This is a genomic window from Streptomyces sp. NPDC046977 (assembly GCF_040644455.1).
In the GTDB taxonomy this organism is placed as follows: domain Bacteria; phylum Actinomycetota; class Actinomycetes; order Streptomycetales; family Streptomycetaceae; genus Actinacidiphila.
This window is the reverse complement of record NZ_JBEYWO010000001.1, coordinates 328,373-349,943: the sequence shown is the minus strand read 5'-3', so window position 1 is coordinate 349,943 and position 21,571 is coordinate 328,373. Positions and strand designations below refer to the sequence as shown.

General features: G+C 75.8%; 12 protein-coding genes. 4 read left to right on the top strand and 8 right to left on the bottom strand.

Features of this window, described 5'->3' with window-relative positions:
- Positions 1-414: 414 nt before the first annotated feature.
- Genes ABZ883_RS01420 through ABZ883_RS01400 form a run of 5 tightly spaced genes read right to left on the bottom strand, consistent with a single transcriptional unit; the run spans position 415 to position 12,761 of the window.
- Positions 415-2,172, bottom strand: coding sequence for a hypothetical protein (locus ABZ883_RS01420; RefSeq protein ID WP_360899573.1), 1,758 nt, complete (start codon positions 2,170-2,172; stop codon positions 415-417).
- Positions 2,169-5,714, bottom strand: coding sequence for a DUF5682 family protein (locus ABZ883_RS01415; protein ID WP_360899570.1), 3,546 nt, complete (start codon positions 5,712-5,714; stop codon positions 2,169-2,171). The genes ABZ883_RS01420 and ABZ883_RS01415 overlap by 4 nt, the downstream gene beginning before the upstream one ends.
- Before the next feature lie 5 nt (positions 5,715-5,719).
- The gene (locus ABZ883_RS01410; protein ID WP_360899567.1) at positions 5,720-6,910 is read right to left on the bottom strand and encodes an AAA family ATPase; all 1,191 of its coding nucleotides are present in this window, start codon (positions 6,908-6,910) and stop codon (positions 5,720-5,722) included.
- A complete protein-coding gene (locus tag ABZ883_RS01405; RefSeq protein WP_360899564.1) occupies positions 6,907-11,910 on the bottom strand; it encodes a hypothetical protein in 5,004 nt (1,667 codons plus the stop codon). Before ABZ883_RS01405 ends, ABZ883_RS01410 begins: the two co-directional genes overlap by 4 nt.
- Entirely contained in the window at positions 11,907-12,761 is an 855-nt protein-coding gene (locus ABZ883_RS01400) for a DUF4132 domain-containing protein (RefSeq protein WP_360899561.1), read from the bottom strand. Before ABZ883_RS01400 ends, ABZ883_RS01405 begins: the two co-directional genes overlap by 4 nt.
- Before the next feature lie 203 nt (positions 12,762-12,964).
- Here ABZ883_RS01400 and ABZ883_RS01395 point away from each other — a divergent pair, with 203 nt between their 5' ends.
- Positions 12,965-13,687, top strand: a complete 723-nt coding sequence (locus tag ABZ883_RS01395; protein ID WP_360899558.1) for a transporter substrate-binding domain-containing protein — start codon at positions 12,965-12,967, stop codon at positions 13,685-13,687.
- A gap of 70 nt (positions 13,688-13,757) precedes the next feature.
- On the opposite strand, the gene ABZ883_RS01390 is transcribed toward ABZ883_RS01395, so the two are convergent.
- Positions 13,758-14,855 (bottom strand): glycosyltransferase, encoded by a 1,098-nt coding sequence (locus ABZ883_RS01390; protein ID WP_360899555.1) that lies wholly within the window; start codon positions 14,853-14,855, stop codon positions 13,758-13,760.
- Between the two features lies 1 nt (position 14,856).
- Positions 14,857-15,456, bottom strand: a complete 600-nt coding sequence (locus ABZ883_RS01385; protein ID WP_360899552.1) for a TetR/AcrR family transcriptional regulator — start codon at positions 15,454-15,456, stop codon at positions 14,857-14,859.
- Positions 15,457-15,594: 138 nt separating this feature from the next.
- Between ABZ883_RS01385 and ABZ883_RS01380 the strand changes: the two genes are divergently transcribed.
- The 3 genes from ABZ883_RS01380 to merB all read left to right on the top strand — a co-directional run bounded on the left by ABZ883_RS01380 (position 15,595) and on the right by merB (position 20,328).
- Positions 15,595-16,134 carry an AAA family ATPase gene (locus tag ABZ883_RS01380; protein ID WP_360899550.1) on the top strand — a complete coding sequence of 180 codons (540 nt, stop codon included), beginning with the start codon at positions 15,595-15,597 and terminating at the stop codon, positions 16,132-16,134.
- Positions 16,135-16,565: 431 nt separating this feature from the next.
- Positions 16,566-19,529 (top strand): glycoside hydrolase family 2 TIM barrel-domain containing protein, encoded by a 2,964-nt coding sequence (locus tag ABZ883_RS01375; RefSeq protein ID WP_360899548.1) that lies wholly within the window; start codon positions 16,566-16,568, stop codon positions 19,527-19,529.
- Between the two features lie 97 nt (positions 19,530-19,626).
- Complete coding sequence (gene merB, locus ABZ883_RS01370; protein ID WP_360899545.1) at positions 19,627-20,328, top strand: organomercurial lyase; 702 nt, start codon at positions 19,627-19,629, stop codon at positions 20,326-20,328.
- Positions 20,329-20,354: 26 nt separating this feature from the next.
- Here the strand turns inward: merB and ABZ883_RS01365 are convergent, their stop codons facing one another.
- The gene (locus tag ABZ883_RS01365) at positions 20,355-21,521 is read right to left on the bottom strand and encodes an MBL fold metallo-hydrolase (RefSeq protein ID WP_360899542.1); all 1,167 of its coding nucleotides are present in this window, start codon (positions 21,519-21,521) and stop codon (positions 20,355-20,357) included.
- Positions 21,522-21,571: the final 50 nt, after the last annotated feature.

The window sequence follows — 21,571 nt, the reverse complement described above, 5'->3', positions numbered from 1 at the left end:
CCTGTCAACGCCGAGCCCCCGATGCTCACGTGAACCACACGTGCGGGCGAACGGATCGCGCCAAACGGGGTTCCGTGACCGCGGAGGAGTGCTGTGCGCGGACCCGGGGCAGGCACGGAGGGTCGGCGGTACGGCCCGTGGACGCCCGGACGGTCCGCACCGGCACACGGCGACGGCCGCGGAACTGCCCCGTCCGCCCACGCCGGCGCTGGGGGCCGCCCCGCCCACGCGCGGCGGAGAAGACGGCCGGAATGCGCGGGGCGATAGGGGGCGGTACGGCCCGGCGCGGAAGGCCGACTGCCGCGGCCGTCAGGGGTCCGGAGGCAGCACCGGGCGGCCGGCCCGGCACGTAGCTGCGGAAGGCCACTCGACGGAAGGGGCCTTGCCCAGGTGCCCGCGACGTGCGGGCGCCGATCAACCGGCGACTCCCGCGGAGAGCTCCGCGGGATCGGCACCCCACGCCGCGGCGCAGAGGGCGCGGTCGACTTCGGCGGTGTAGGTGGCGGCGGCGAGCCAGGCGTCGGCGAAGTGCGTGGGGTCGGTGGGGAGGAGGCGGCCGAAGGCGTCGCGGTCGCGGGTCGCCGCGCGGTCGTGGAGGTGGGTGAGCAGGCCGGCTCCGGTGGCCAGGCCGGCACGGCGCAGGCGCTGGGCGTCGGTCGGGGCGGTGGAGGGAAGGGCGAGAACGCGGCGGCCGCCGGACACGGCCTGGTGGACACGACGCTGCAGCAGGTGGAGGGGCGCGTCGTCGAGGGCCGCGGCGACGACCGGGGCCGGAGCGGTGGACGACGCGGGGAGGTCGGCCCGTTGGAGGCGGTCGAGTCCGGCGTCGAGCCGTGCCCCGGGGTCCGAGGGATGGCTCAGGGCGAGGAGCCGGGCGCGGGCGTGCGGCGCCGGGTCGAGGCGGGCGACGACCCGCAGGCGCAGGCCGGGGGCGGCCGCGAGGAGCCGCAGGTTGTCCCGGTACGGGAGGGCCGGGTGGTCGTGGGCGGAGGTCAGACGGAGCGTCAGGCCGCCGCAGTCGGCGAGCAGGCAGTCGCCGCCGGTCTCGCGCACGGTGCCGGTGAGGGTGACGTCGAGGAAGAGCAGCCCGTCGCCCGTGGCCAGGGCGCGGGCGGCCTGCTCGGCCGGTGGCACGGCCCACAGGCGTGCCAGGGGCTCGGCGGTCCAGGATGCGCCGGAGGCCCGTACCGCCCGGACCCCCGCGCCCGCGCCGAGCCGGCCGGTGGGCGAGACGGTGGCACCGGAGACGGCGAGCCCCGCGCGGGACAGCTCGCGGTGGGTCAGCGCGGTGTCGCCGATGCGGACGCTGCGGTCGGCGGCGCCGATGGCTCTTCCGGGACCGCCCGGGAGGACGTCGGAGACCGTGTACAGACGGCCCTCGGCGTCGGCGGTCCACGTGACGGCGCCCGCGTGGCCGCTCGCGGTGAGCACGGGTTCGGAGAACAGGCCGTAGAGCCGCAGCGAGCCGTCCGGGGTGTAGGGCTGCCGTGCGGTGCCGCGCACGGCAGCCAGTTCGGGGCCCGTGGCGTGCGGCACGCGGTGCGCGGGGCCGAGCAGGTCGCGCAACGCCTCCACGAGTTCGGCCAGACGGTGGGCCGGGTCGCCTGAGCGGGCGGCGCGCAACCTGGTGACGACGGAGACGGCGGCCGCGGCGATCCGGGGCAGTCCGGCGATGCGGGCGGTATGTGCCGCGCGCAGCAGTTCCGCCTGGGGCACGGCGCCGGCGCCGTCGATGCCCGCCTCCAGGACGGCGGCGGCCGCGCCGCGCACGGCGTCGGCGGCGGCGCACTGCTCCGGCGTGGCGGTGTCCGGTGCCTCCGGCGGAGTGGCGTCCCCGGCCACCGCCGCATCCTCCGGCCGCGTGTCGCCGGCTCCGGGTTCGGCGACCGGCGCGGCCGAGGCCGCGGCGGCGCGGTGGAGGCAGTCCGGGGCGAGCAGGCATCCGCAGCGGATCGCCTCGGCGCTCGTCACCGTGCCGCCGGGGGCGTGCAGTTCGAGGTCGGTGTCGTCGTCGATCGCGATGCGCAGTGTGTCGCCGTCGCCGTCGCGGACGACCGGGCGGCCGGCCAGCTTGGCGGCGCCCGCGTCGAGACGTTTGCGCAGCCGGGGCGAGAGGGCCGCGACCAGTTCGGCGGTGACGGCGGGCGCGACCGGGGGCAGGTTCGTGTTCATGCGATCTTCTCCCCCACCCAGCGGGCGAGTTCGAGGGGGCTGAGGGCGGCCACGGGCATGCCCGCGGCGACGAGCTGTCCGGCCACGCCGGTGGAGTAGCGGGGGCGTCCGGCGTCGTCGAGGCTGGCGCAGCCCAGGACATGGCAGCCGGCGCCGACGAGCGCGCGGACCTCGGCGAGGAGTCCGCCCACCGGGTAGCCCTCCTCGAAGTCGCTGACGACCACGACGAGCGTGCGCGACGGGACGGTCACGAGCTCGCGCGCGTGGCGCAGGCCGGCCGCGATGTGGGTGCCGCCGCCGACGCTGACCTCCAGGAGCAGCGACAGCGGGTCGGTGACGTGGTCGGTGAGGTCGATGACCTCGGTGGAGAACGCCAGGAAGTACGTCGACAGGGTTCGCACCCCGGCCAGCACGGACGCCGTCAGCGCCGCCCAGATCGTGGACGCCTCCATTGAGCCGGACACGTCGGTGACGAGGATCAGCCGCCAGTCGGCGGCGCGTTGCGCGCGGGTGCGGAACACCGGGCGCTCGGGGACGACCTGGACGGTGCCGTCGGGAGTGCGGCGGGCGGTGGCGAGGTTCGCCCGGAGCGTGCGCGGCAGGTCGAGGCCACCACCGGGCCGCCGGCTGGGGCGGGGGACGACGCTGCCGTGCAGCGCGGGGCGCAGGCGGGTGGCGAGCTGTCGCGTCAGGGCTTCGACGAGGCGGCGTACCAGGGGCCGGAGGGCCGCCAACCGTGCCTCGGGCAGGCCTCCGGCGTGCGCGAGCACCGTGCGCAGCAGGTCGACCGAGGGGCGGACGCTGTCCGGGTCGAGTTCCGTGAGGGCGTCGTCGCGGCCCGAGGCGGCCGCCGCGGCGAGGACTTCCTCGCGGATGCCGGGCCCGAACAGCGCCGCCAGTTCCTCCGACCACTCGCGCACCCCGGGGTACGCCGCCTCGCGGCCCCCGCCGTTGCCACCCGCCATGTCGCCGCGGCTGCCCTCGCCGCGGCCGCGGCCGTACAGCTCGTCGAGCGCGGCGGCCAAGGCCGTGGCGGAACGCGGCAGTTGCTCCGTTCGGCGGCCGAGCACGAGCCGCCAGCGGTCCGCGGCAGCCAGGGTGCGACCGGGCGGGCCGTCCGCCGCGCGGGGCGGGGACCAGTGTTCGTCCGGCACCGCGTCGTGCGCCTCCTCCGGCGCCGACGTGTGGTCCGGGAGCAGCAGACCGAGCCGGTGGAGCGCGGTGCGCGCGGTGAGGTCGGCGCGGGTCCACGCCGCGAGGGCCAGGGGGTCGGCTCCCGCGGTGTCGGCGATGCCGCTGACGTCGAGACGTTCCTCGACCGTTGTGAGGAGCCGGTCCCGCGCGGCGGGGCTCAGGGTGTCGAAGCCGCCGCGGAGCGCGGGGAGCCGGTCGAGGAAAGCGCGGTCGGAGAGGCCGGCGACCCGGTCGAGCAGGGGTTCCAGCGCCGGGGCGGCGGCTTCGAGGAGCGGGCCCGCCGCGGTGAGCAGGCCGGTGAGGCGGGCGCCGAGGGCGGCGCGCGAGGGCGGGTCGGTCGCGGCGTCGACCCAGGAGGCGACGCGGGCGCCGAGGTCCTGCGCGGGCTCGTGGCCCAGCAGGACGCGGACGGCACCGGCGGCGCCGCGCATCAGCGGCGACCCGTCGGCCGCGAGGCGGGTGAGGGCGTCGGCGAGCCGGATGCCGCCGAACCGGTCGGCGCGGTGGGTGAGTTCGAGCAGGGCGTGGGCGTCGGCGGGGTCCTCGGAGCCGGTGAGTCCGTCGACCTGGCGCACGGCGGCCGACGTCAGCAGCCCGGCGACGGCCTCCGCGCGGGCCGTGCGGTCGTCGTCCGCCCCGAGGCCGGCGATGTGACCGGCCCGTACGCGGTCCAGCAGCGCCAAGCCGCCCAGGAGTTCGGGCAGGGAGCCGCTGCCGGGCAGCACGTCCGCCGTTTCGGCGAGGCGTTCGTCGGCGAGCGCGGGCAGACCGCACTCGGCGGCCTCGGCGAGCCCGCGCAGCGTCTGGGCCGCGGTGGGACCGCCGTCGTCCGTCTCCGACCTGCGGCGTTCACGGAGCACGCCCTCGGCGGCCTGGGCGGCGGTGACCCCGCGGGTGCCCGCGGCGGTGAGCATCGCGGCGGTCGCGGGTGTCCAGCGCACCTCCCAGCGGGTGGTGAGGGCGTCGGCCCCTCCTGCGCCGGTGACGTCCCTCGGCTCGGCGTACGGCACACCGCACACCGCCAGCCGCCGCAGGAGCAGTTCGCGGCGGCGGTCGAGGTCCGAGCGCAGCGGGTCGAGCCGCAGGTCCCGGGCGTCGGTCGTCGCCGTTCCCGGCTCCGGCCCCGGCAGTCCGAGCGCGGCGGTCTCGGCCTCCACCGCGGGGGCGAGGCCGCTGCGCGGGGCCCCTGGGGCGGGCCGCCCGCTCCGGGTCCCTACGAGGACGTGTTCCATGGCCCGCGCGACCGCCCGGCCCCGCCCGTACGGCTCGCCCTGGGCGAGCACGGTCTGCACGGCCTCGACGAGTTCGCCCCGTCCGGCGGCCGGCAGTCCGCGGAGCCGGGCGAGGTCGCCCGCGAGACGGCTGATCTCCCGGGCGTCGGCCGGGCCCGACGGGTGGCCCAGCGCCCGCAGTTCGGCGCACACGCGGACGGCGGTGCGGATCAGCGCGGCCTCGAGCACGTCGGGGTCGCCCGCCGCGTCGAGGACGAGGTGCTGCCACTCCGGGTCGCGGATGCCCGCGGGATAGCCGGACCGCTCGTCCAGCAGCGCATAGGTGTACGGGATGAGGGAGGTCGTCCAGGGGCGGGCGTCCTCGCGGGCCGCGGTCCCGGTGTCCTCACCCGCCGCGGACACGACGTCGGGTGCCGCGCCCGGCACCAGCGCCGGGGCGTGGAAGGCGCCGACGACCACGGCCGCGCGGGCCCCGCCGGCCGTGGCGTCGGCGATGCGTGACCGCATCCACGCCTCGCGCCGCAGGTCGAGTGCGGGAACACCGCCCGAGGCGGCCGCGTCCTCGCGCAGGGCCCATCCCGTCAGCAGCGCGGCGCGCCGCAGGGCCTCGGGCGGCGACCCGGGGGCGGTGGCCTCGACGAGGCGGTCCCACAGGTCGTCGCCGGGACGTCCGGTGACGCGGTCGCGCAGGGCCGCGTGGAGGCCGGGCCCCCGCTCGCCCGTCGCCGATGCCGGCGCCTGCCTGCCCTCGGCCCACGCGCGGTCCGCCAGTGGCAGGTCGCAGGCGAGGGCCGGGACGCCGTGCCGGGACGCCCAGCGTACGGCGGCGAGTTCGGGCGAGAAGTCGGCGAACGGGTAGAAGGCGGGGCCGCCGCCCGCCGCGTCGCCGGGGGCGGCGGCGAGGGCGACGGGGGCCCGGGTCTCCTCGTGGGCGAGCCACGGCAGCCATTCCTGCATCTCGCCGGGGAGTTCGACGAGCACGACGTCCGGCTCGGCGGCGTCCAGCAGGGCGGGCAGGGCGGCGGCGAGCGACGGCGCGTGGTGGCGCACGCCGATGAGGTACGGCGCCGCCGCGTCCGTGAGCGCCGCGAGAGCGGCGTCGGGGGTGCGGGACACGGTCGTCAGCCCTCCAGCACGGTGCGCAGTTCCCAGAGGGTGCGCCAGGTCGGGGAGCCCTGCTCGGCACGGCGCCGGACGGGTCCGTCCCAGTAGCCGAGCAGCCGTGCCGCGTCGGCCGGGTCGTCCTTGCGCACGACGCCGAGCAGATGCCCGGGCAGCAGGCCGAGCACGTCGCGGTCGCCGGGGAAGTACGCGGCCGCGAGGGCGAGCGCGCCCGCCACCGAGACGGCCTCGGCGGTGCTCATGACCGTGGAGGGGCGCTCGACCTCCCAGCCCTCCGCCGAACGCCCCTCGCGCAGGTCGCGGAAGGCGGTGACGAGGGCTTCCAGGACGGCGTCGTCGACCTGGTAGGGCGCCCCCGCGCGTTCCACGGCGGCACGGGACTGGCTGCGCACGAGCGCGGTCTCGGCGTCGAGGTCGCCGATGGGGCCGACGGTCTCGAAGTTGAAGCGGCGCTTGAGGGCGGCGGACATCTCGGAGACGCCCTTGTCGCGGAGGTTGGCGGTGGCGATGAGGGTGAAGCCGGGTGCGGCGTGCGCCAAGGCGTCCTCGCCGCCCGCGAGTTCGGGGATGGCGATGCGCCGCTCGGACAGCAGCGAGACCAGGGAGTCCTGCACCTCGGGCAGGCAGCGCGTGACCTCCTCGACGCGGGCGACGGCGCCGCGCGACATGGCGGTGAGGACCGGCGAGGGCACGAGCGCCTGCCGGCTGGGGCCCTGGGCGAGCAGCAGGGCGTAGTTCCAGCCGTACTTGAGCTGGTCCTCCGTCGTGCCGGCGGTGCCCTGGACGACCAGCCCGCTGGTGCCGCAGACGGCGGCGGACAGCAGCTCGGAGAGCATGGACTTGGCAGTGCCGGGCTCGCCGACCAGCAGCAGGCCCCGTTCCCCGGCGAGCGTCACGACGCAGCGTTCGACCAGGGCGCGGTCGCCGACGAACTTCCCCTCGACGACGAGTCGGCGCGGGACGTCCTCGGGGGCGTCGGTGTCCTCCGGCAGCTTCAGCGGCTGTCCGTCGCTGCCCATGACGAAGGTGACGACGGCCCGCGGGGTGAGCCGCCAGGCAGGCGGCCGGGGGCCGGTGTCGTGGGCGGCGAGGAAGGCCAGCTCGGTGGCGTACCGGTCCTCGGGCGGGGTGATCTGCCGCCGGGCGGCCGCGGGTGCGGTGGAGGCGGCGAGGGGGGCGGTGGTGGTCATCGGCGGCGGCCCTTCCGGGTGGCGCGGGTGGTGAGTTCTTCGAAGGCGGGGGCGTCGCCGTCGCGGACACGCTCCCAGGCGGCGGTGAACAGTTCGGGCACCGGGACCAGGGGCACGGTGCGGACCTGGTCGCGGACGGGGTAGAGGCGTTCCTTCCAGGTCTCCACCGGCAGGGCGGGTGCCTTGAGGTCGCGCCAGCCGCACGGCAGGAAGAGGGTGCGCCCGGCGCGCGGGCGGCGGGCCTCGACGACCAGGCCGCTCGCGGCGAGTTCGGTGCGGGCCTTCTTCGTGCGGGCGGGCTTCCAGCCGGTCCAGCGGGCGCAGTTGCGGTCCGTGGGATCGGGCAGGGCGAGCAGTTGCAGGTAGAGCGCGGCGGCGTCCTCGCCGAGGCCGTGGGCGGCGGCGACCTCGGCGACGAGGTCCGGCACGCTGAGGGCGGGGTCCTGGGCGTAACCGGCCGGGGCGTCCGGGCCGGCGCCCGCGGCGAGCGCGCGCTCCAGTCCGTCCCCGAGCACGGCACGCAGGCCGCTCATGCCGCCGTGCCGCGGTCCGACCAGACCCTCGACGAGGCCGAAGACGGAGTCGTCGGGGCCCGTCAGCCCGGCCGGTCGGACGAGCACGGTCTCGGTGTCGCCGTACCAGGGGCGCAGCACCAGGGCCTCGCCGACGCGGGTCGTCCCATGGGCGTCGGCGCCGCCGGTGGCGGGCAGTCCGTACGCCTTGCGGAGCGGCACGGCGGTGGGGCCGCCCTTGTCCGTCCACTCGATGTCGGCGTCGATGAGCAGTCCGGGGTCGGTGAGCCGGCGGCGCAGCGCGGCCAGGCCGCCGGGGAGGGCGGCGCGCAGCGGATGCCCGTACGGCAGGCCGTAGGCGAGCCCCGCCAGCGCGGCGACGGAGTGCGCGATGTCGTGCCGCCGGGGCAGCGCGGAGGGGTCCTCGGGAACGATGTCGCCGTCCTTGTCGGGCCGTTGCACGGTGGTGCGGCTGAGCCACGGGGTCCGCGCGGGGTTGAGGACCGCCTCGGCCGCCGGGGTGGGAACGCCGGTGAGCTCGCCCGCCACCTCTTCCGGCAGTCGGACGACGTGGCCGAGCCGTTCCGCCCAGACGCGGCCGGCCGCCGCGGCGTCGGGCCCGGTGGTCCACAGTGCGGCCGGGTCCTCCGGCAGCAGGGCAGCGGTCAGGGCCGCCCGGTCGTCCCGGGCGAGGGAGGACAGCAGCGCCTCGGCGAAGTCCCCCTGACGCGGCTTCAGCCCGATGGCGGCGAGCGCCGCGCCGTCCGGGTCCTTCGGCAGTCCGGCGAGCAGCATCGCCGCCTGCGCGGGGCCGAGGCCGCCGCCGGTCGCCGCGACGAGCGCCTCCGGGCCGTCCTCGCGCCAGGGCGCCGCGCCCTTGTCCCGCAGGAGCCGGGTGAGTTGGTCCAGGCGCCCGGCGGGGAGGTCCGGGACGCGGCCGGTCTCCTCCTCCAGGGTGAAGTGGGCGACGGCTCCGAACGCTCCGGAGGGGTCGTGGTCCAGGGCGAGCCAACGGACGTGCTTGCGCTGGCCGTCGACGTTCTTGCAGGCCAGAATCACCACGGTGCGGTCGCCGCGGCGCAGGACCTGTCCCGCTCGCTGCTGCTTGTCGTGCTTCTCGCCGAGGACGACCTCGCGCAGCCCGCCGCCGGGCGCGGCCAGCCGTCCCTCGCCGATCGCGTCGAACAGCAGGCACAGCGCCTCGCGCTCCGTCGCCGGGACGGCGGGGGACGCCGCGCGGAGGGCCAGCGGGCGCAGAGCGCCGAGAACGGCCGGCCACGCCAGACCCATGGCGGGGACGGTGTACTCGTCGCTGACCCAGCCGCCGCCGGGTGTGCCGATCCTGTCCCGGCCGGGCAGCGGCTTGCCGTCGGCCGGCTTGCCGGACAGGACGTGGTTGACGGAGCGGATCTGCCGGAGCGTGCTCCACTGCACCTCGCCGGACCACCAGGAGTAGGCCTGGTCGGCGATGCCGGCGAGGGCGCCGCGCAGGGTCTGTTCGTCGCCGTGCTCGGGGCTGTGGTCGGCGAACATGCCCTCCGTGCGGTTGCGGGACCGCGGCGTCGGTTTCTCCTGCGGGGTGACGAAGCCGACCACCCCCTCCAGGTGGCGCACGACGTTCTGCACGAGTGCGGTCACGCCGGTGAGGAGCGGGCCGTCGGTGAGAGCCGGAAGGGCCTGTGCCACGGCGGCGCGGGCCACGGCGGTCGCGGAGGGGCCGGTGTACTCCTTGGTGCGGGCCGCCGCCGCGCGCCGTTCGGCCAGCGCGGTCGCGGTGGCCGTCAGCACCTCGGCGGCCCGCTCGTCGGTGAAGGCGCGCAGCGCGAGCGAGCCCTTCTCGTCGCGCGGGCGCAGGGCGTGCCAGAAAGGGAGCGGTGGGACGAGGCGGGTGCCGGCGGCGAACTCGGCGCCGTTGCCGCAGACCGAGAAGCCGGCGAGTTCGTCGGTGCCGGTCGTGTCGCCGGCCGCGTGGAGCGACACCGTCTGGTGGGTCAGCGCCACGATCGGCTCGGCTCCGCCGGGAAGCCGCAGCGCGCCGAGCGGGACGGTCCGGGACCAGCTGTTCGTCTTCCGCACGGGGAAACCGACAGTGCGTCCGTCGGGCGTGCCGGCGGTGCAGCGTGCCTCCGTGCCGGTGCCCTCGACGCGGACCCATCGGCCGAGGACGGTGCCGTCGGTGCCGAACGGCGTGTTCTCCAGGCCGGGTTGAAGCGGCAGCACCTCGCATTCCTCCTGCCGCAGCCGGGCGTCCTCGCGGATGCCGGAGCGCAGGAAGGCGGGCAGGGAGGCACGGCCGTGGGTGCCGGTGGCCGGGTCGTACTCCACCCAGACCTGCTCGCGGCCCTGCTTGCCCTGGCGCCAGAAGGAGGTGCCGTCACCGAGGACGGGCCGGCTCGCCGGCACCACCGTGTCACCGGCGCGCAGGGTCCGGCCGCCGGTGGCGCGGCCGCCGCCGGGGAGGGGGATCGAGGGTGCGCCGACGCTCGCGTCCCCCCACGTCGCAGCGGTGTCCCCGCCCAGGACGAGGACGTCGGCCGGCCGGGCGGACCAGTAGCCGCGCTGCTGTTCGCCCTCCCGCCACATGACGAGGAGTTCGCCGTCGGTGTAGCGGAAGGACGGCTTCTGCCAGCGGTCGAGCCGGACGGGGATCCGCAGGTCGTGTTCGAGGAGGATCTTCTCGGGTCCGACCACCACGACCTTGTGCTTGCGGGCGAGGACGAGGGCGGGCCAGGCCTCGGTGATCGAGAGGGAGTGCTCGCCGGGGGACTTGGCGGCAGCGGCGTCGAGGAGTGCCATGGCCTCCTCCATGGCGGGCCAGCCCAGTTCGTCGAGGACGCCCTCGCGCAGGGTGCGGCCGAGCAGCGGCGCGATGTCGTGACCGGCGACGCGGGCGACGGCGCCGGGGTTGACGCGTTCCGCGACGGAACGGAAGGGCCGCATGCGGGTGAGGGCGGTCCGGGAGGCGGGCAGGCCGGGGGCGCGGGTGAACTGCTCGGCCGCCTCGTCCAGCCAGTCGTGCAGGACGGTGCTGAGCACGGGGTGCGCGGCCAGGGCCTCCAGCACCGCTGTCTGCGTGCGGTTGTTGCCGAGTTGGCCGATCCCGTGGTGCAGCAGGAGCCGCAGGCGCGGGTCGGCGCCGGTGGCCACGAGGTCGCGGCGTCCGGTTCCGCGGTCGAGCAGCCACGGGCCGAGCGGCAGGTGGACGTCGGCCGGGTCGCCGGGGACGGTCAGCGGGACGCCCTCCGCCACGCACAGGTCCAGCAGGTCGAGTTCGGCGCCGGCGCGCCAGCGCGCCGCGAAGAGGTCGACGGGACGGCCGTCGGCGCGCAGCCTCGGTGCCATCCGGGCGACGAGGGCGAGGGTGGACGCGGAGCGTTCGGAGCTGGGCGAGCCGTGCTTGCGGTGCGTGGCCCAGCGGGTCAGCCAGTCGGCCGCGTCGACGTCCGCTGCGGCATCACCGGTCTCACCCGCCCTACCCGCCTCACCGGTCAGCAGGGTGTCGGCACCGGTCTCGGCGAGCAGCGCGAGCCAGAACTCGTCGTGCTCGGGGTCGCGGCCGAGCCCGGTCGGCATGATCTCCAGCAGCCGTGCCCGTACGGACGGTTGCCGTTCGGCGAGCACGACGAGGGTGGGCCGGTAGGCGGTCCAGAAGGAGCCGGGCGCGCGGACGACGGCGGGCGAGGCCAGGAGGTCGGCGACGAGGGCGCACTCCTCGGTGACCCGGTTGAGCCCGGCCGCCTTGAGCAGTCCGCGGGCGTCCTGCGGCAGTGAGGCGTACGGTGGCATCCCGGCCGCGCAGCGCTCGACGGTGAGCTGGCGGAACTGCCGCCAGGCCTCGGCCGGGTCGAGTCGCCGCGCGAGGTCCTTGACGTGCTCCTTGAGCGCCTTGACGGTGAGGGCGCCCGCGAAGGCGAACTCCAGGAACACGGCGCGCTGGCGGTCCTCGTCGACGGCGAGGCCGTGGACGCGCTCGGCCGCACGGGCCTTGCCGAAGAAGGCCGCGGCATAGGTGGTGTTCTCGTGCTGGAGGAAGACCCGCGCGGCCTGCTCGTAGAAGGTGGGCAGGAAGTGCGGCACGGCGCGGCCGAGGCGTTCGGCCAGGGCCTCGAAGCCGTCCTTGGCGGCGCCGGCACGGGACTTGGCCGTCCGGGCGAGCCTTTCGATGTCCTTGACCAGGGCCAGCGCGTGGTGGCCGTTGGCCGGGTCGTTGACCAGGGCCCAGGCGGGGAAGCCGAGCGTCTCGCGGCGCACCTGGCCGACCTCCGGCGTCTCCGGCTCGCGGGTCAGGCCGAGGAAGTCCAGCGCCAGGTCCTCCGCCGCGCCGAGGGTGCCCGGGACGAGGCGGACGACGAGGCGTCCATCGAGCACGGGATGCGTGTAGCCGCGCACGGTGAGGGTGTCGGCGTCCTCGCCCGCGGTGCTGCCGAGGGGCAGGATCGCGCCGGCGTCCAGCAGCGCGGTGACGGTGTTCCGGTTGTCGGTGCTCATGCCGCCTGCTCCTCGTCCTCGATGTCGCGGCCCGCGTACAGCGCGGCCGCCATGCGCATGCCCTCCGACCAGGCGACGGGGCCGACCTGACCGAGCCTCAGGGCGCGTCCCGCACCGTCGGTCCAGGACAGGGGGCCGGTCTCGGTCTCGCTCCAGCCGTCGTAGTCGCCGATCCAGATCCGGGCCTCGACGGCCCGTCCGTCCTCGAGGACCGGGCAGACCGCGTGTCCTCCGCGGACGCGGTAGCCGAGCGAGGTGGCACGGCCGTGCAGGAAGCGCAGCTCCTTGAACGTGCCGCCCGCGTAGTCCTGGACGGCGGTGCCTTCGGGGTCCAGGTCCGCGGGGCGGTGCCAGACCTCGCGGAAGAGCTGCTGCGCCCGCTGCTCCACGCCCAGTTCGACCGCGAACTCGCGCAGGTCCTCCAGGTCGTCCAGCAGGACGGGGTGCGGGATGCGGACGAGCTCGGGGGCGATGCGCACCGTGTCCCCGTCCAGGTCGACCAGGCCGAGCCCGCGCTCCTCCCCGGCGTCCCGCAGGAAGCCGGCGACCTCCCCGTCGGCGCCGGTCACGACGACGTCCCGCAGGGCCGCCTGCCAGGCCGGGTCCGGCCACACGGCCGCGACGACCGCGATCGGCACCGGCAGTGAGCGCACCATCCACCGCTCCACGTCGGCCAGGCACTGCCGTTCGTGCCGCTCCAGCCACTCGGTGAGCTGACGCAGCCCCACCACCACCGGGTCGTCGGCCAGTTTTCCCGGCACGGACTTCAGCCGGCGGCCCGCCGCGTTGCGGCACACGACCTTTCCGTCGTCGAGGGAGACCTCGTAGTCGCCCGCCGTCACCCACCCCATCGTGTGCCTCCCTGCACCGGGTTGATCAAGTGACCGGAACTGTAGGCGGGGCCACTGACAACGCCCTCGCAACGCTGTGGACAGCGGGAATCGGGCCCGCGCGGACCGCTGCCGTGCGGGCCGGCCAGCGCCCTCCCGGAGTATGTGCACCGCACAGGCGATTGCCGGGCGGGCTGTCGGTGGGCCCCCCTAGACTCCGTCACATGACCATCGCGACAGCCTCCGTCATCGAGGACCTGGCCCCCGGCGGAGTCCTGCGGGCCTCGATCAACCTGGGCAATCCCGTGCTGGCGCACGGCACCGGGCGCGAGCCGGGCGGTGTGACGGTGGACATCGCGCGGGAGGTCGCGGCACGGCTGGGCGTGCCGGTGGAGCTCCTGTGCTTCGACGCGGCGCGCAAGTCCTACGAGGCGATGGCGACCGGCCGGGCCGACCTGTGCTTCCTGGCCGTCGAGCCGGCGCGCGAGGCCGACGTGGCGTTCACCGCTCCGTACGTGGTGATCGAGGGCGTCTACGCGGTACCGCGGGACTCCACGATCGCCGCACCCGCCGACGTGGACCGCCCGGGTGTGCGCGTCGGCGTCAAGCGCGGCTCCGCGTACGACCTGTTCCTCTCCCGCACCCTGCGCCACGCGACCGTGGTTCCCGGTGACGAGGGCGTGGAGGTGTTCCTGGCCCAGGAGCTGGAGGTCGCGGCGGGCATCCGGCAGCCGATGACCGCGTTCGTGGCGGACCGTCCCGGCATACGGCTGGTCGACGAGCGCTTCATGGAGATCCGCCAGGCGGTGGGCACGACCAGAACCCGGCGGCCGGAGACGGTCAGGTTCCTGCGCGAGGTGGTGGAGGAGCTGAAGGCCGGCGGCTTTGTCGCCGAAGCGCTGCGTGCCGCGGGGCAGTCGGCGACGCTGGTGGCACCGCCGGCCTGACAACCGACTGCTGACAACCGGCCGCCGACCGCCCGGCCGCCCGCGGTGCGGCGGCCGGGCGGAGGGTTCGTCAGACCGGCGTCGCGGCGAGCGCCACGATCCGGTCGGCGGCGGCCTCGGCTCCGTTGCCGGACCGGATGCGGTCGCCGAGCTTCGCGGCGGCCTCCCGGTGCGACGCGGAGGTGAGCAGATCCGTGACGGCGGCGCGGATCGTCCCGGGCGAGGCGTTCGCCCGGACGACGCGGGCGGCGCCCCGCTCCTCGACCACCTTCCCGATCACCGGCTGGTCGAGCATGGGGTGCATCGGCATGACCACCAGCGGCAGGTCGTGGGCGAGCGCCTGCAGGGTGGTGCCGTGCCCGCCGTGGCCGACCACGAGCGAGACCCCGGGCATCACCTCGGCGTGCGGGAGGAACCGGTGGAGTTCGGCGTTGCCCGGTGCGCGCAGCGTCGCCGGATCGACGGCGTGACCGGTGGCCACCACGGCATGGACGGGCAGCTCGGCGACGGCGTCCAGGATCGCCTGGAGGGCGCGGGCCTGCGGCGGGTAGTGGATGGTGCTCAGACTCACCAGGATCCGCGGCTCCTCGGGCGAGGCGGGCCGCGCCCCGGTGGGGAGGACCGGCCCGGTCCAGTGGACGTTCGGCGGCAGCGGGCGCTGCCGGGCCGGGTCGAGTTCGGGCAGGGTGGTCACGAGCACCTCCTCCGCGGACTCCCACAGGCGCACCGGGCGGTACCCCCTGAACGCGGCGGCCAGGGCGAGCGGTCCGCGGCTCCAGCATCTGACCAGGTACGCGTAGAAGGTGTGCGCCAGCACCACACGACGGAGACCGGCCTCCTGGGCGGCCCGCAGCGGGGAGAGGCTCAGGCAGTCGATCACCGCCAGGTCGACCGGCTCACGCGCCACGGACGCGGTCAGGTCCCGGCCGGGTCCGGCGTCGGTGAACATGGCCAGGTACCCCACGGGGCCGGTGCGCGCCGTGGCCGACCAGGGCCGGGCCGAGGTGAAGGCCTCGAAGCGGAACCCCGCCGCCTCGATCTGCTCCCGCTGCTGCGGGTGGCCGAGGAAACGGACGGTGTCGCCGCGCCGGGCGAGCTCGGCGGCGATGCCCAGGGCCGGCGGGACATTGCCCCCGCCCTCCCAGGTGACGAACAGGATGCGGGCCATCTCAACGCTCCTCCCCCACGGTCCCCAGGACCGCGTCGATCATGAACCTGACCCGCTGCTGCGCCTGTTGCCGGTCCAGTCCCCGGTCGCGGAACAGCAGCTTCCATGTGTAGACATCGGTGGCGACGGCCAGCAGGTCCGTCACCAGTTCGCGGTCCGCGTCGCCGCGGCCGGCGAGCTGGGGGGCGAAGACCTGCTCCACCCAGGCCCGGTGGAGCAGGCGGCCCTGGTCGGTCACCGACCGGACCCGTGGATCCGCCGCCTCCTCGCCGAGCAGCCGCAGCACCATCTCCCCGCGCGCCTCGTAGTGGTCGAAGAGGACCTCGACCGCGGTCGCGACGTCCCCCACGGGCGCCGCCCGCTCCTCGCGGACCTCGTCCTTGACATACGCCGTGACGGCTTCGAACAGCCCGTCCCGGCTGCCGAAGTGCCGTAGCACGGTGCGCACGCTGACGCCGGCGCGGGCCGCGACGTCGGCGACGACGATCTCGAGCGACTTGGTCTCGTTCGCCAGCTCGAAGGCCGACCGCATGATCCGGCGGCGCGTCTGCGCCGTGGTCTCGGCCCGGGCCTTCATCTCATAGGTCCGCTTGTTGTCCATACGGCTTCCAGTGGACCACCGGCGTGATTTCGTGTCAATCGACGTGACACCAAATTGCGGGCGGCGTCCGGCCGAAGTCCGGGCGCACGCACCGCCTGTCGCACGGCACCGTCCACGGGACACGGCTAAGGTCGCGGCATGCCAGCCGTGTTGGTCAACGGTCTGCCCGGCGCCGGGAAGACGACACTCGCGCGAGCGCTCGCCCGCGAACTGCACCTCCCCCTGCTGAGCAAGGACTCCGTCAAGGAGACCCTGACCGACCACCTCGGGGCGCTGCGCCCGGCGGAGTGGCCGGCGCGCGAGTGGAGCCGGTCGCTCGGGGCCGCGGCGGCCGAGACGTTGTGGACGCTGCTGGCGGAGTCACCGGCGGGGGCGGTCCTGGAGAGCCCGTGGCCGGCGCGCACACGGCCGTTGGTGGCCGCCGGCCTCGCCCGTGCCGGGATCGGCGAGGTGCACGAAGTGTGGTGCGCGGTGCCCGAGGAGACCGCGCGGCGCAGGTTCCGTGAACGGGCGTCGCTGCGGCACCCGGTGCACATCGACGGGGCGGGTTTCTCCGAGGAGGACTGGCGGTCGTGGGCGGCGGACGCGCGGCCACTGGCTCTCGGCAGGGTGCACCGGGTGGACACCACGCGCCCGGTGGACGTGCCGGCGCTGGCCCGCGCGATCACCGGCGCGTGAGGGCCGCGGGCACGCGCCCGCGCGCCCCGCGGGTTCCCGCCGGGTTGACGCAAGGGGCTGCGCGAGGGCGGCGCGCCACCGTAGCCTTCCCGTGCGAAGGCCGGTCCGCGAGGGGGCGCCGCGGGCCGCGATGAAGGGCACGTACCGGGGCGTCCGCACGGCGGACCGCCACCGCCCGTCATCGCACACCATCGTCTTCGGGGTCCGCCGGTGCCGTCCCGGCCGAATTCCCGACCCGCCCCCGCCCGCTCCGGCCTGCCCCGGCACGCGCCGCGAGCGTACGGCGTACGGCGTCGTCCCTCCCGGCACACCGGGGCGCCTCCTGGCGCCGCACCCCTCCCCATGATCACCTTCACCAGCGGGTGGCCCGCACCCTCACCGTCCACGAGTCCGGTGCGCCGGCCGGCGCGCCGGGCCGACCGAGGAGCCGTATGAGCATGCCCCAGCCCCGGCAGGCGTCCGCCCGGACGTCCGGGGCGCAGGAACTCCCGTACTACGAGGACTTCTCCCCCGGCCGCGGCGCCCTGCCGCCGCGCGCCTGGACGCCCGCATCCGACGCCGCCCGGCTGAGCCTGAACGGCAGATGGCGCTTCCGGCTCTCCCCCGCCGCGGAGGCGGAGGACACCGCCTTCACCCGCCAGGACTTCGACGCCTCGCGCTGGGACGCGCTGCCGGTGCCCTCGCACTGGCCGCTGCACGGCCACGGCGCGCCCTGGTACACCAACGCCCGTTACCCCTTCCCCGTCGACCCGCCGCACGTCCCCACCGAGAACCCGACCGGCGACCACCGCCTCGCCTTCGCGCTGCCGGACACCTGGCCCGCGGACGGTGAGTGCGTGCTGCGCTTCGAGGGCATCGAGTCCTGCGCGCGGATCTGGCTCAACGGCGAGGAACTGGGCGTCTTCAAGGGCAGCCGGCTGCCCGCCGAGTACGCGGTGGGGCACCTGCTGCGCCCGGTCGGCAATGTGCTGGCCGTCCGCGTCCACCAGTGGTCCTCCGGCAGTTACCTGGAGGACCAGGACATGTGGTGGCTGCCGGGCGTGTTCCGTGATGTCACACTGCTGCACCGGCCGGAGGGCTGCGTGCCCGACTTCTTCGTGCACGCCGCGTACGACCACACCCGCGGCGCGGGAACGCTGCGGGTCGACGCCCCGTCCGGGTGCCGGGTCACCGTGCCCGAACTCGGCGTCGACATCGCCGCCGGCGAGTCCGTCACGCTGCCCGTCGAGCCGTGGAGCGCGGAGGTCCCGCGCCTGTACGCGGCCGAACTGGACGGCGAGGGCGAGCGCGTGCCGTTCCGGATCGGCTTCCGCACCGTCGCCGTCGAGGACGGCGTGCTCACGGTCAACGGCCGGCGCGTGCTCTTCCGGGGCGTCAACCGGCACGAGTTCCATCCCTCGCAGGGGCGGGCCCTGGACCTCGCGACGATGCGCGAGGACGTGCTCCTGATGAAGCGTCACAACATCAACGCCGTCCGCACCAGCCACTACCCGCCGCACCCCGCCTTCCTGGAGATGTGCGACGAGCTGGGCCTGTGGGTCGTCGACGAGTGCGACCTGGAGACCCACGGCTTCGGCGAGGTCGGCTGGGCCGGCAACCCCGTGGACGACGAACGCTGGACGCCGGCGCTGCTGGACCGCGCCGACCGCATGGTCGAGCGCGACAAGAACCATCCCTCCGTGGTGATCTGGTCGCTCGGCAACGAGTGCGGCACCGGCCGGGGCCTGTCCGCCATGGCCCGCCGGATCCGCGAGCGCGACCCGGACCGGCCGATCCACTACGAGGGCGACCTGTCCTGCGCCGACACCGACCTGTACTCGCGGATGTACGCCGACCACGCCGAGGTCGAGCTGATCGGCCGGCGCGAGGAACTCCCCTGGGGCGACCCGGCCCTGGACGCCAGGCGCCGCGCGATGCCCTTCGTCCTGTGCGAGTACGCGCACGCGATGGGCAACGGACCGGGCGGACTCGCCGACTACCAGCGGCTGTTCGAGAGCCACGAGCGCCTCCAGGGCGGCTTCGTGTGGGAGTGGATCGACCACGGCATCGCCCGCCGCACCGCCGACGGCCGCCGGTGGTACGCGTACGGGGGCGACTTCGGCGAGGAGATGCACGACGGCAACTTCGTGTGCGACGGGCTGCTCTTCCCCGACCGCACGCCCTCCCCCGGCCTCGTCGAGTACAAGAAGGTGATCGAACCGGTCCGCATCGAGGGCGACGCCGCCGCGGGCACCGTGCGTGTCACCAACACCCATGACGTCGCGGACCTTTCGCATCTCCGCTTCACCTGGACGTACGAGGTCGACGGGGTCACCGCCGCGCAGGACTGCCTGACCGTGCCGCCCCTGGCGCCCGGCGAGTCGACCGAGCTGAAGCTGCCCGAGCCCGCGGCGTCCGATCTGGCCGGGGAGGCGTTCTGGCAGGTACGGGCGGTCCTGGACCGGGACATGCCGTGGGCGCCGGCCGGGCACGAGGTGGCCTGGGGCCAGTGGCCCGCGCTCGTCCCGTCCACCGCGCCCGCCGCCGCGCGGCCCTCCGCGCCGCACGCGCCGCGGGCCGCGGAGGGAGGCGTCGTACTGCTCGGTCCCGGCACGTTCGACGCGGCGGACGGGGAGCTGCGGTTGATCGACGGCTACGCGGTCTCCGGTCCCCGGCTCGACGTGTGGCGGGCCCCGACCGACAACGACGAGGGCGCCCCCTGGCAGCCCGACGAGCGCTACGGGCAGTTGTGGCGCGAGGCCGGACTGCACCGCATGCGGCACCGCGTGGACGAGGTCGCCGTGGAGGACGGCGGACTGACGGTGCGGACCCGGGTCGCCCCGGCCGCCAAGGCGTTCGCGCTGCGCACCGTCTACCGCTGGACCGCCGACGGCGACCGGCTGCGCCTGGAGGTCGACGTCACGCCCGAGGGCGTGTGGCCGCTGCCGCTGCCCCGGCTCGGCGTGCGCCTCGGCCTCTGCTCCACCCTGACGTCGGCCGAGTGGTACGGCGGCGGCCCCGGCGAGGCCTACCCCGACACGCGCGCCGCGTCCCGCATCGGCCGCCACACGGCGTCGGTCCACGCACTGCAGACGCCCTACGTCCGCCCGCAGGAGAACGGCGCCCGCGCCGACGTACGGTGGCTGCGGTTGCGCCGCGAGGACGGCACGGGGCTGGCCGTCGAGGGCGCGCCGCCCTTCTGGTTCACCGCCCGGCACTGGACGACCGAGCAGCTGGACGCCGCCTCGCACACGACCGACCTCGTGCCGGGCGACACCTTGTGGGTCAACCTCGACCACGGCCAGCAGGGCATCGGCAGCCAGTCATGCGGTCCCGGCGTGCTCCCGCGGTACCGCCTGGACGCCGCCCCCGCGTCGTTCTCGTTCACCTTCTCCTCGCTCACCGGCGGCCACTGAAGGCCCCGGGGCGCCGCCGGACGACCGAAGGGCCGTCCGGCGGCGCCCCGGCGGGTGCAGGCTGGACGGGCCGGCCCCGTCGACGTCAGGAGCAGCGATGAACGCACCCGCCACCGCATCCCAGGTGGCACGGACCGAGAGCGTCCGCACGGCGGTCTACGCCCATTTCGCCGTCACGGGCGGCGCCCCCACGGTGGCGGACCTCGCGGCCCGGACCGGCCTGCCGTCCTCCGGCGTGCGGAGCGCGCTGCACGCCCTGCACGAGCACCGCGACCTGGTCCTCGACCCGCGGGAAGCCGAACGGATCGTCATGGCGCACCCCTTCGCGTCCGTACCGCTCGGCTTCTCGGTCATGGGCCGCGGCACGCTGTGGTGGGGCGGCTGCGCCTGGGACTCCTTCGCCGTCCCGCACCTGCTCACCGACGAGCCGGACGTCCTGGTCGCCACCCGCTGCCCGGCGTGCGACGCTCCGCACGCCTGGGTGGTCGGGCGGCAGGCCCCGCCCCCGGGCGACCAGGTGGCCCACTTCCTCACGCCGGTGCGGCACATCTGGGACGACGTGGTGCACGCCTGCGCCCACCAGCGCCTCTTCTGCTCCGCCGCGTGCGTCCACGACTGGCTGGAGGACACCGGGCTGACACCCGGTTACCTCATGGACCTGCCCACCTTGTGGCGGCTCGCCCGCGGCTGGTACGCCGGCCGCATGGAGCCGGGGTACGTCCGGCGCGACCCCGCCGCGGCCGCGTCCTACTTCGCGGAGGTGGGTCTGCGCGGGCCGTTCTGGGGCCTCGACGACTGACACGGCGGCCGTCGAGGCGCCCCCGGCTACGCCGTGGCGGTGTCCGCGTGCGGAGCCGCCGTCCCGGACCCTTCGGTGAGCACGGGCCAGGCACGGCCCGCGCCGCCCGTGGCGACCGCCCGCCACCAGGGGTCGAGGGGCAGGCCGGCGACGGGCTCGAAGGGCTCGCCGGGGCGGGGCACCGCGACCCGGGCACCGGCGGCGCGAGCAGCGGCGACCGTGCCCTCCGCGGGCGCCTCCCACGGGTGCGGCGCCAGGTTGAAGGTGCCCCAGTGGATCGGCAGCATGAGCTCGCCGCGCAGATCGCCGTGGGCGCGGATCCCCTCCTCCGGCGTCATGTGGATGTCGGGCCAGAACTCGCTGTACGCGCCGATCTGGACCATCGTGGCGTCGAAGGGGCCGTAGGAGGCGCCGATCTCGGCGAATCCGGGGAAGTAGCCGGTGTCGCCGCTGTGGTAGACCCGGTGCTCGGGTCCGGCCACGACCCAGGAGGCCCACAGGGTGTGCTGGGTGTTGCGGATGGCCCGGCCGCAGAAGTGCCGGGCGGGCGTCGCGGTCAGGGTGAGGCCGCCGACCTGCGTGGACTCGTGCCAGTCCAGCTCCGTCATCCGGTCCGCGGGGACGCCCCAGCGCTCCAGGTGCGCCCCGACGCCGAGCGGGACCACGAAGCGCGTGCCCGTACCGGCCAGTGCTTTGATCGTGGGCATGTCGAGGTGGTCGTAGTGGTCGTGCGAGATCACGATGGCGTCGGCCTCGCCCAGTTCCCGCAGCGCGACCGGGGGCCGGTGCAGGCGCTTCGGCCCGATGAAGGAGAAGGGGGAGCAGCGCTCGCCCCAGACGGGGTCGAAGAGGACGCGGTGCCCGTCGATCTCGGTCCAGACCGTGGAGTGGCCCATCCAGGTGAGCCGCAGGCCGGACGCCGGCGGTGCCGCCAGGTCCGCCAGGGTGGACCCGTACAGCGGGATGTCGCCGGCCGGGGCCCGGCGCACCCGGTCCTCCTTGCGGAAGTACGAACGGGCGAAACGCAGCATGGAACCCGAGGGCGCCGTCCTGGCGCTCACCGGGTTCGTGAAGACGCCGTCGGCGAAGTGGGGCGACCGCTGGATGCGCTCCATCCTTTCCCCGTAGGGATTGTCTCCGAAAGCGGGGATGAGACGGGCGAGCGGAGAACGCTTCGGACTGGAGCCGGTCACGGCACCTCCCTGTAGTCGGCGGTCACGGTCGCGCCGTGACCGTGGGGGTC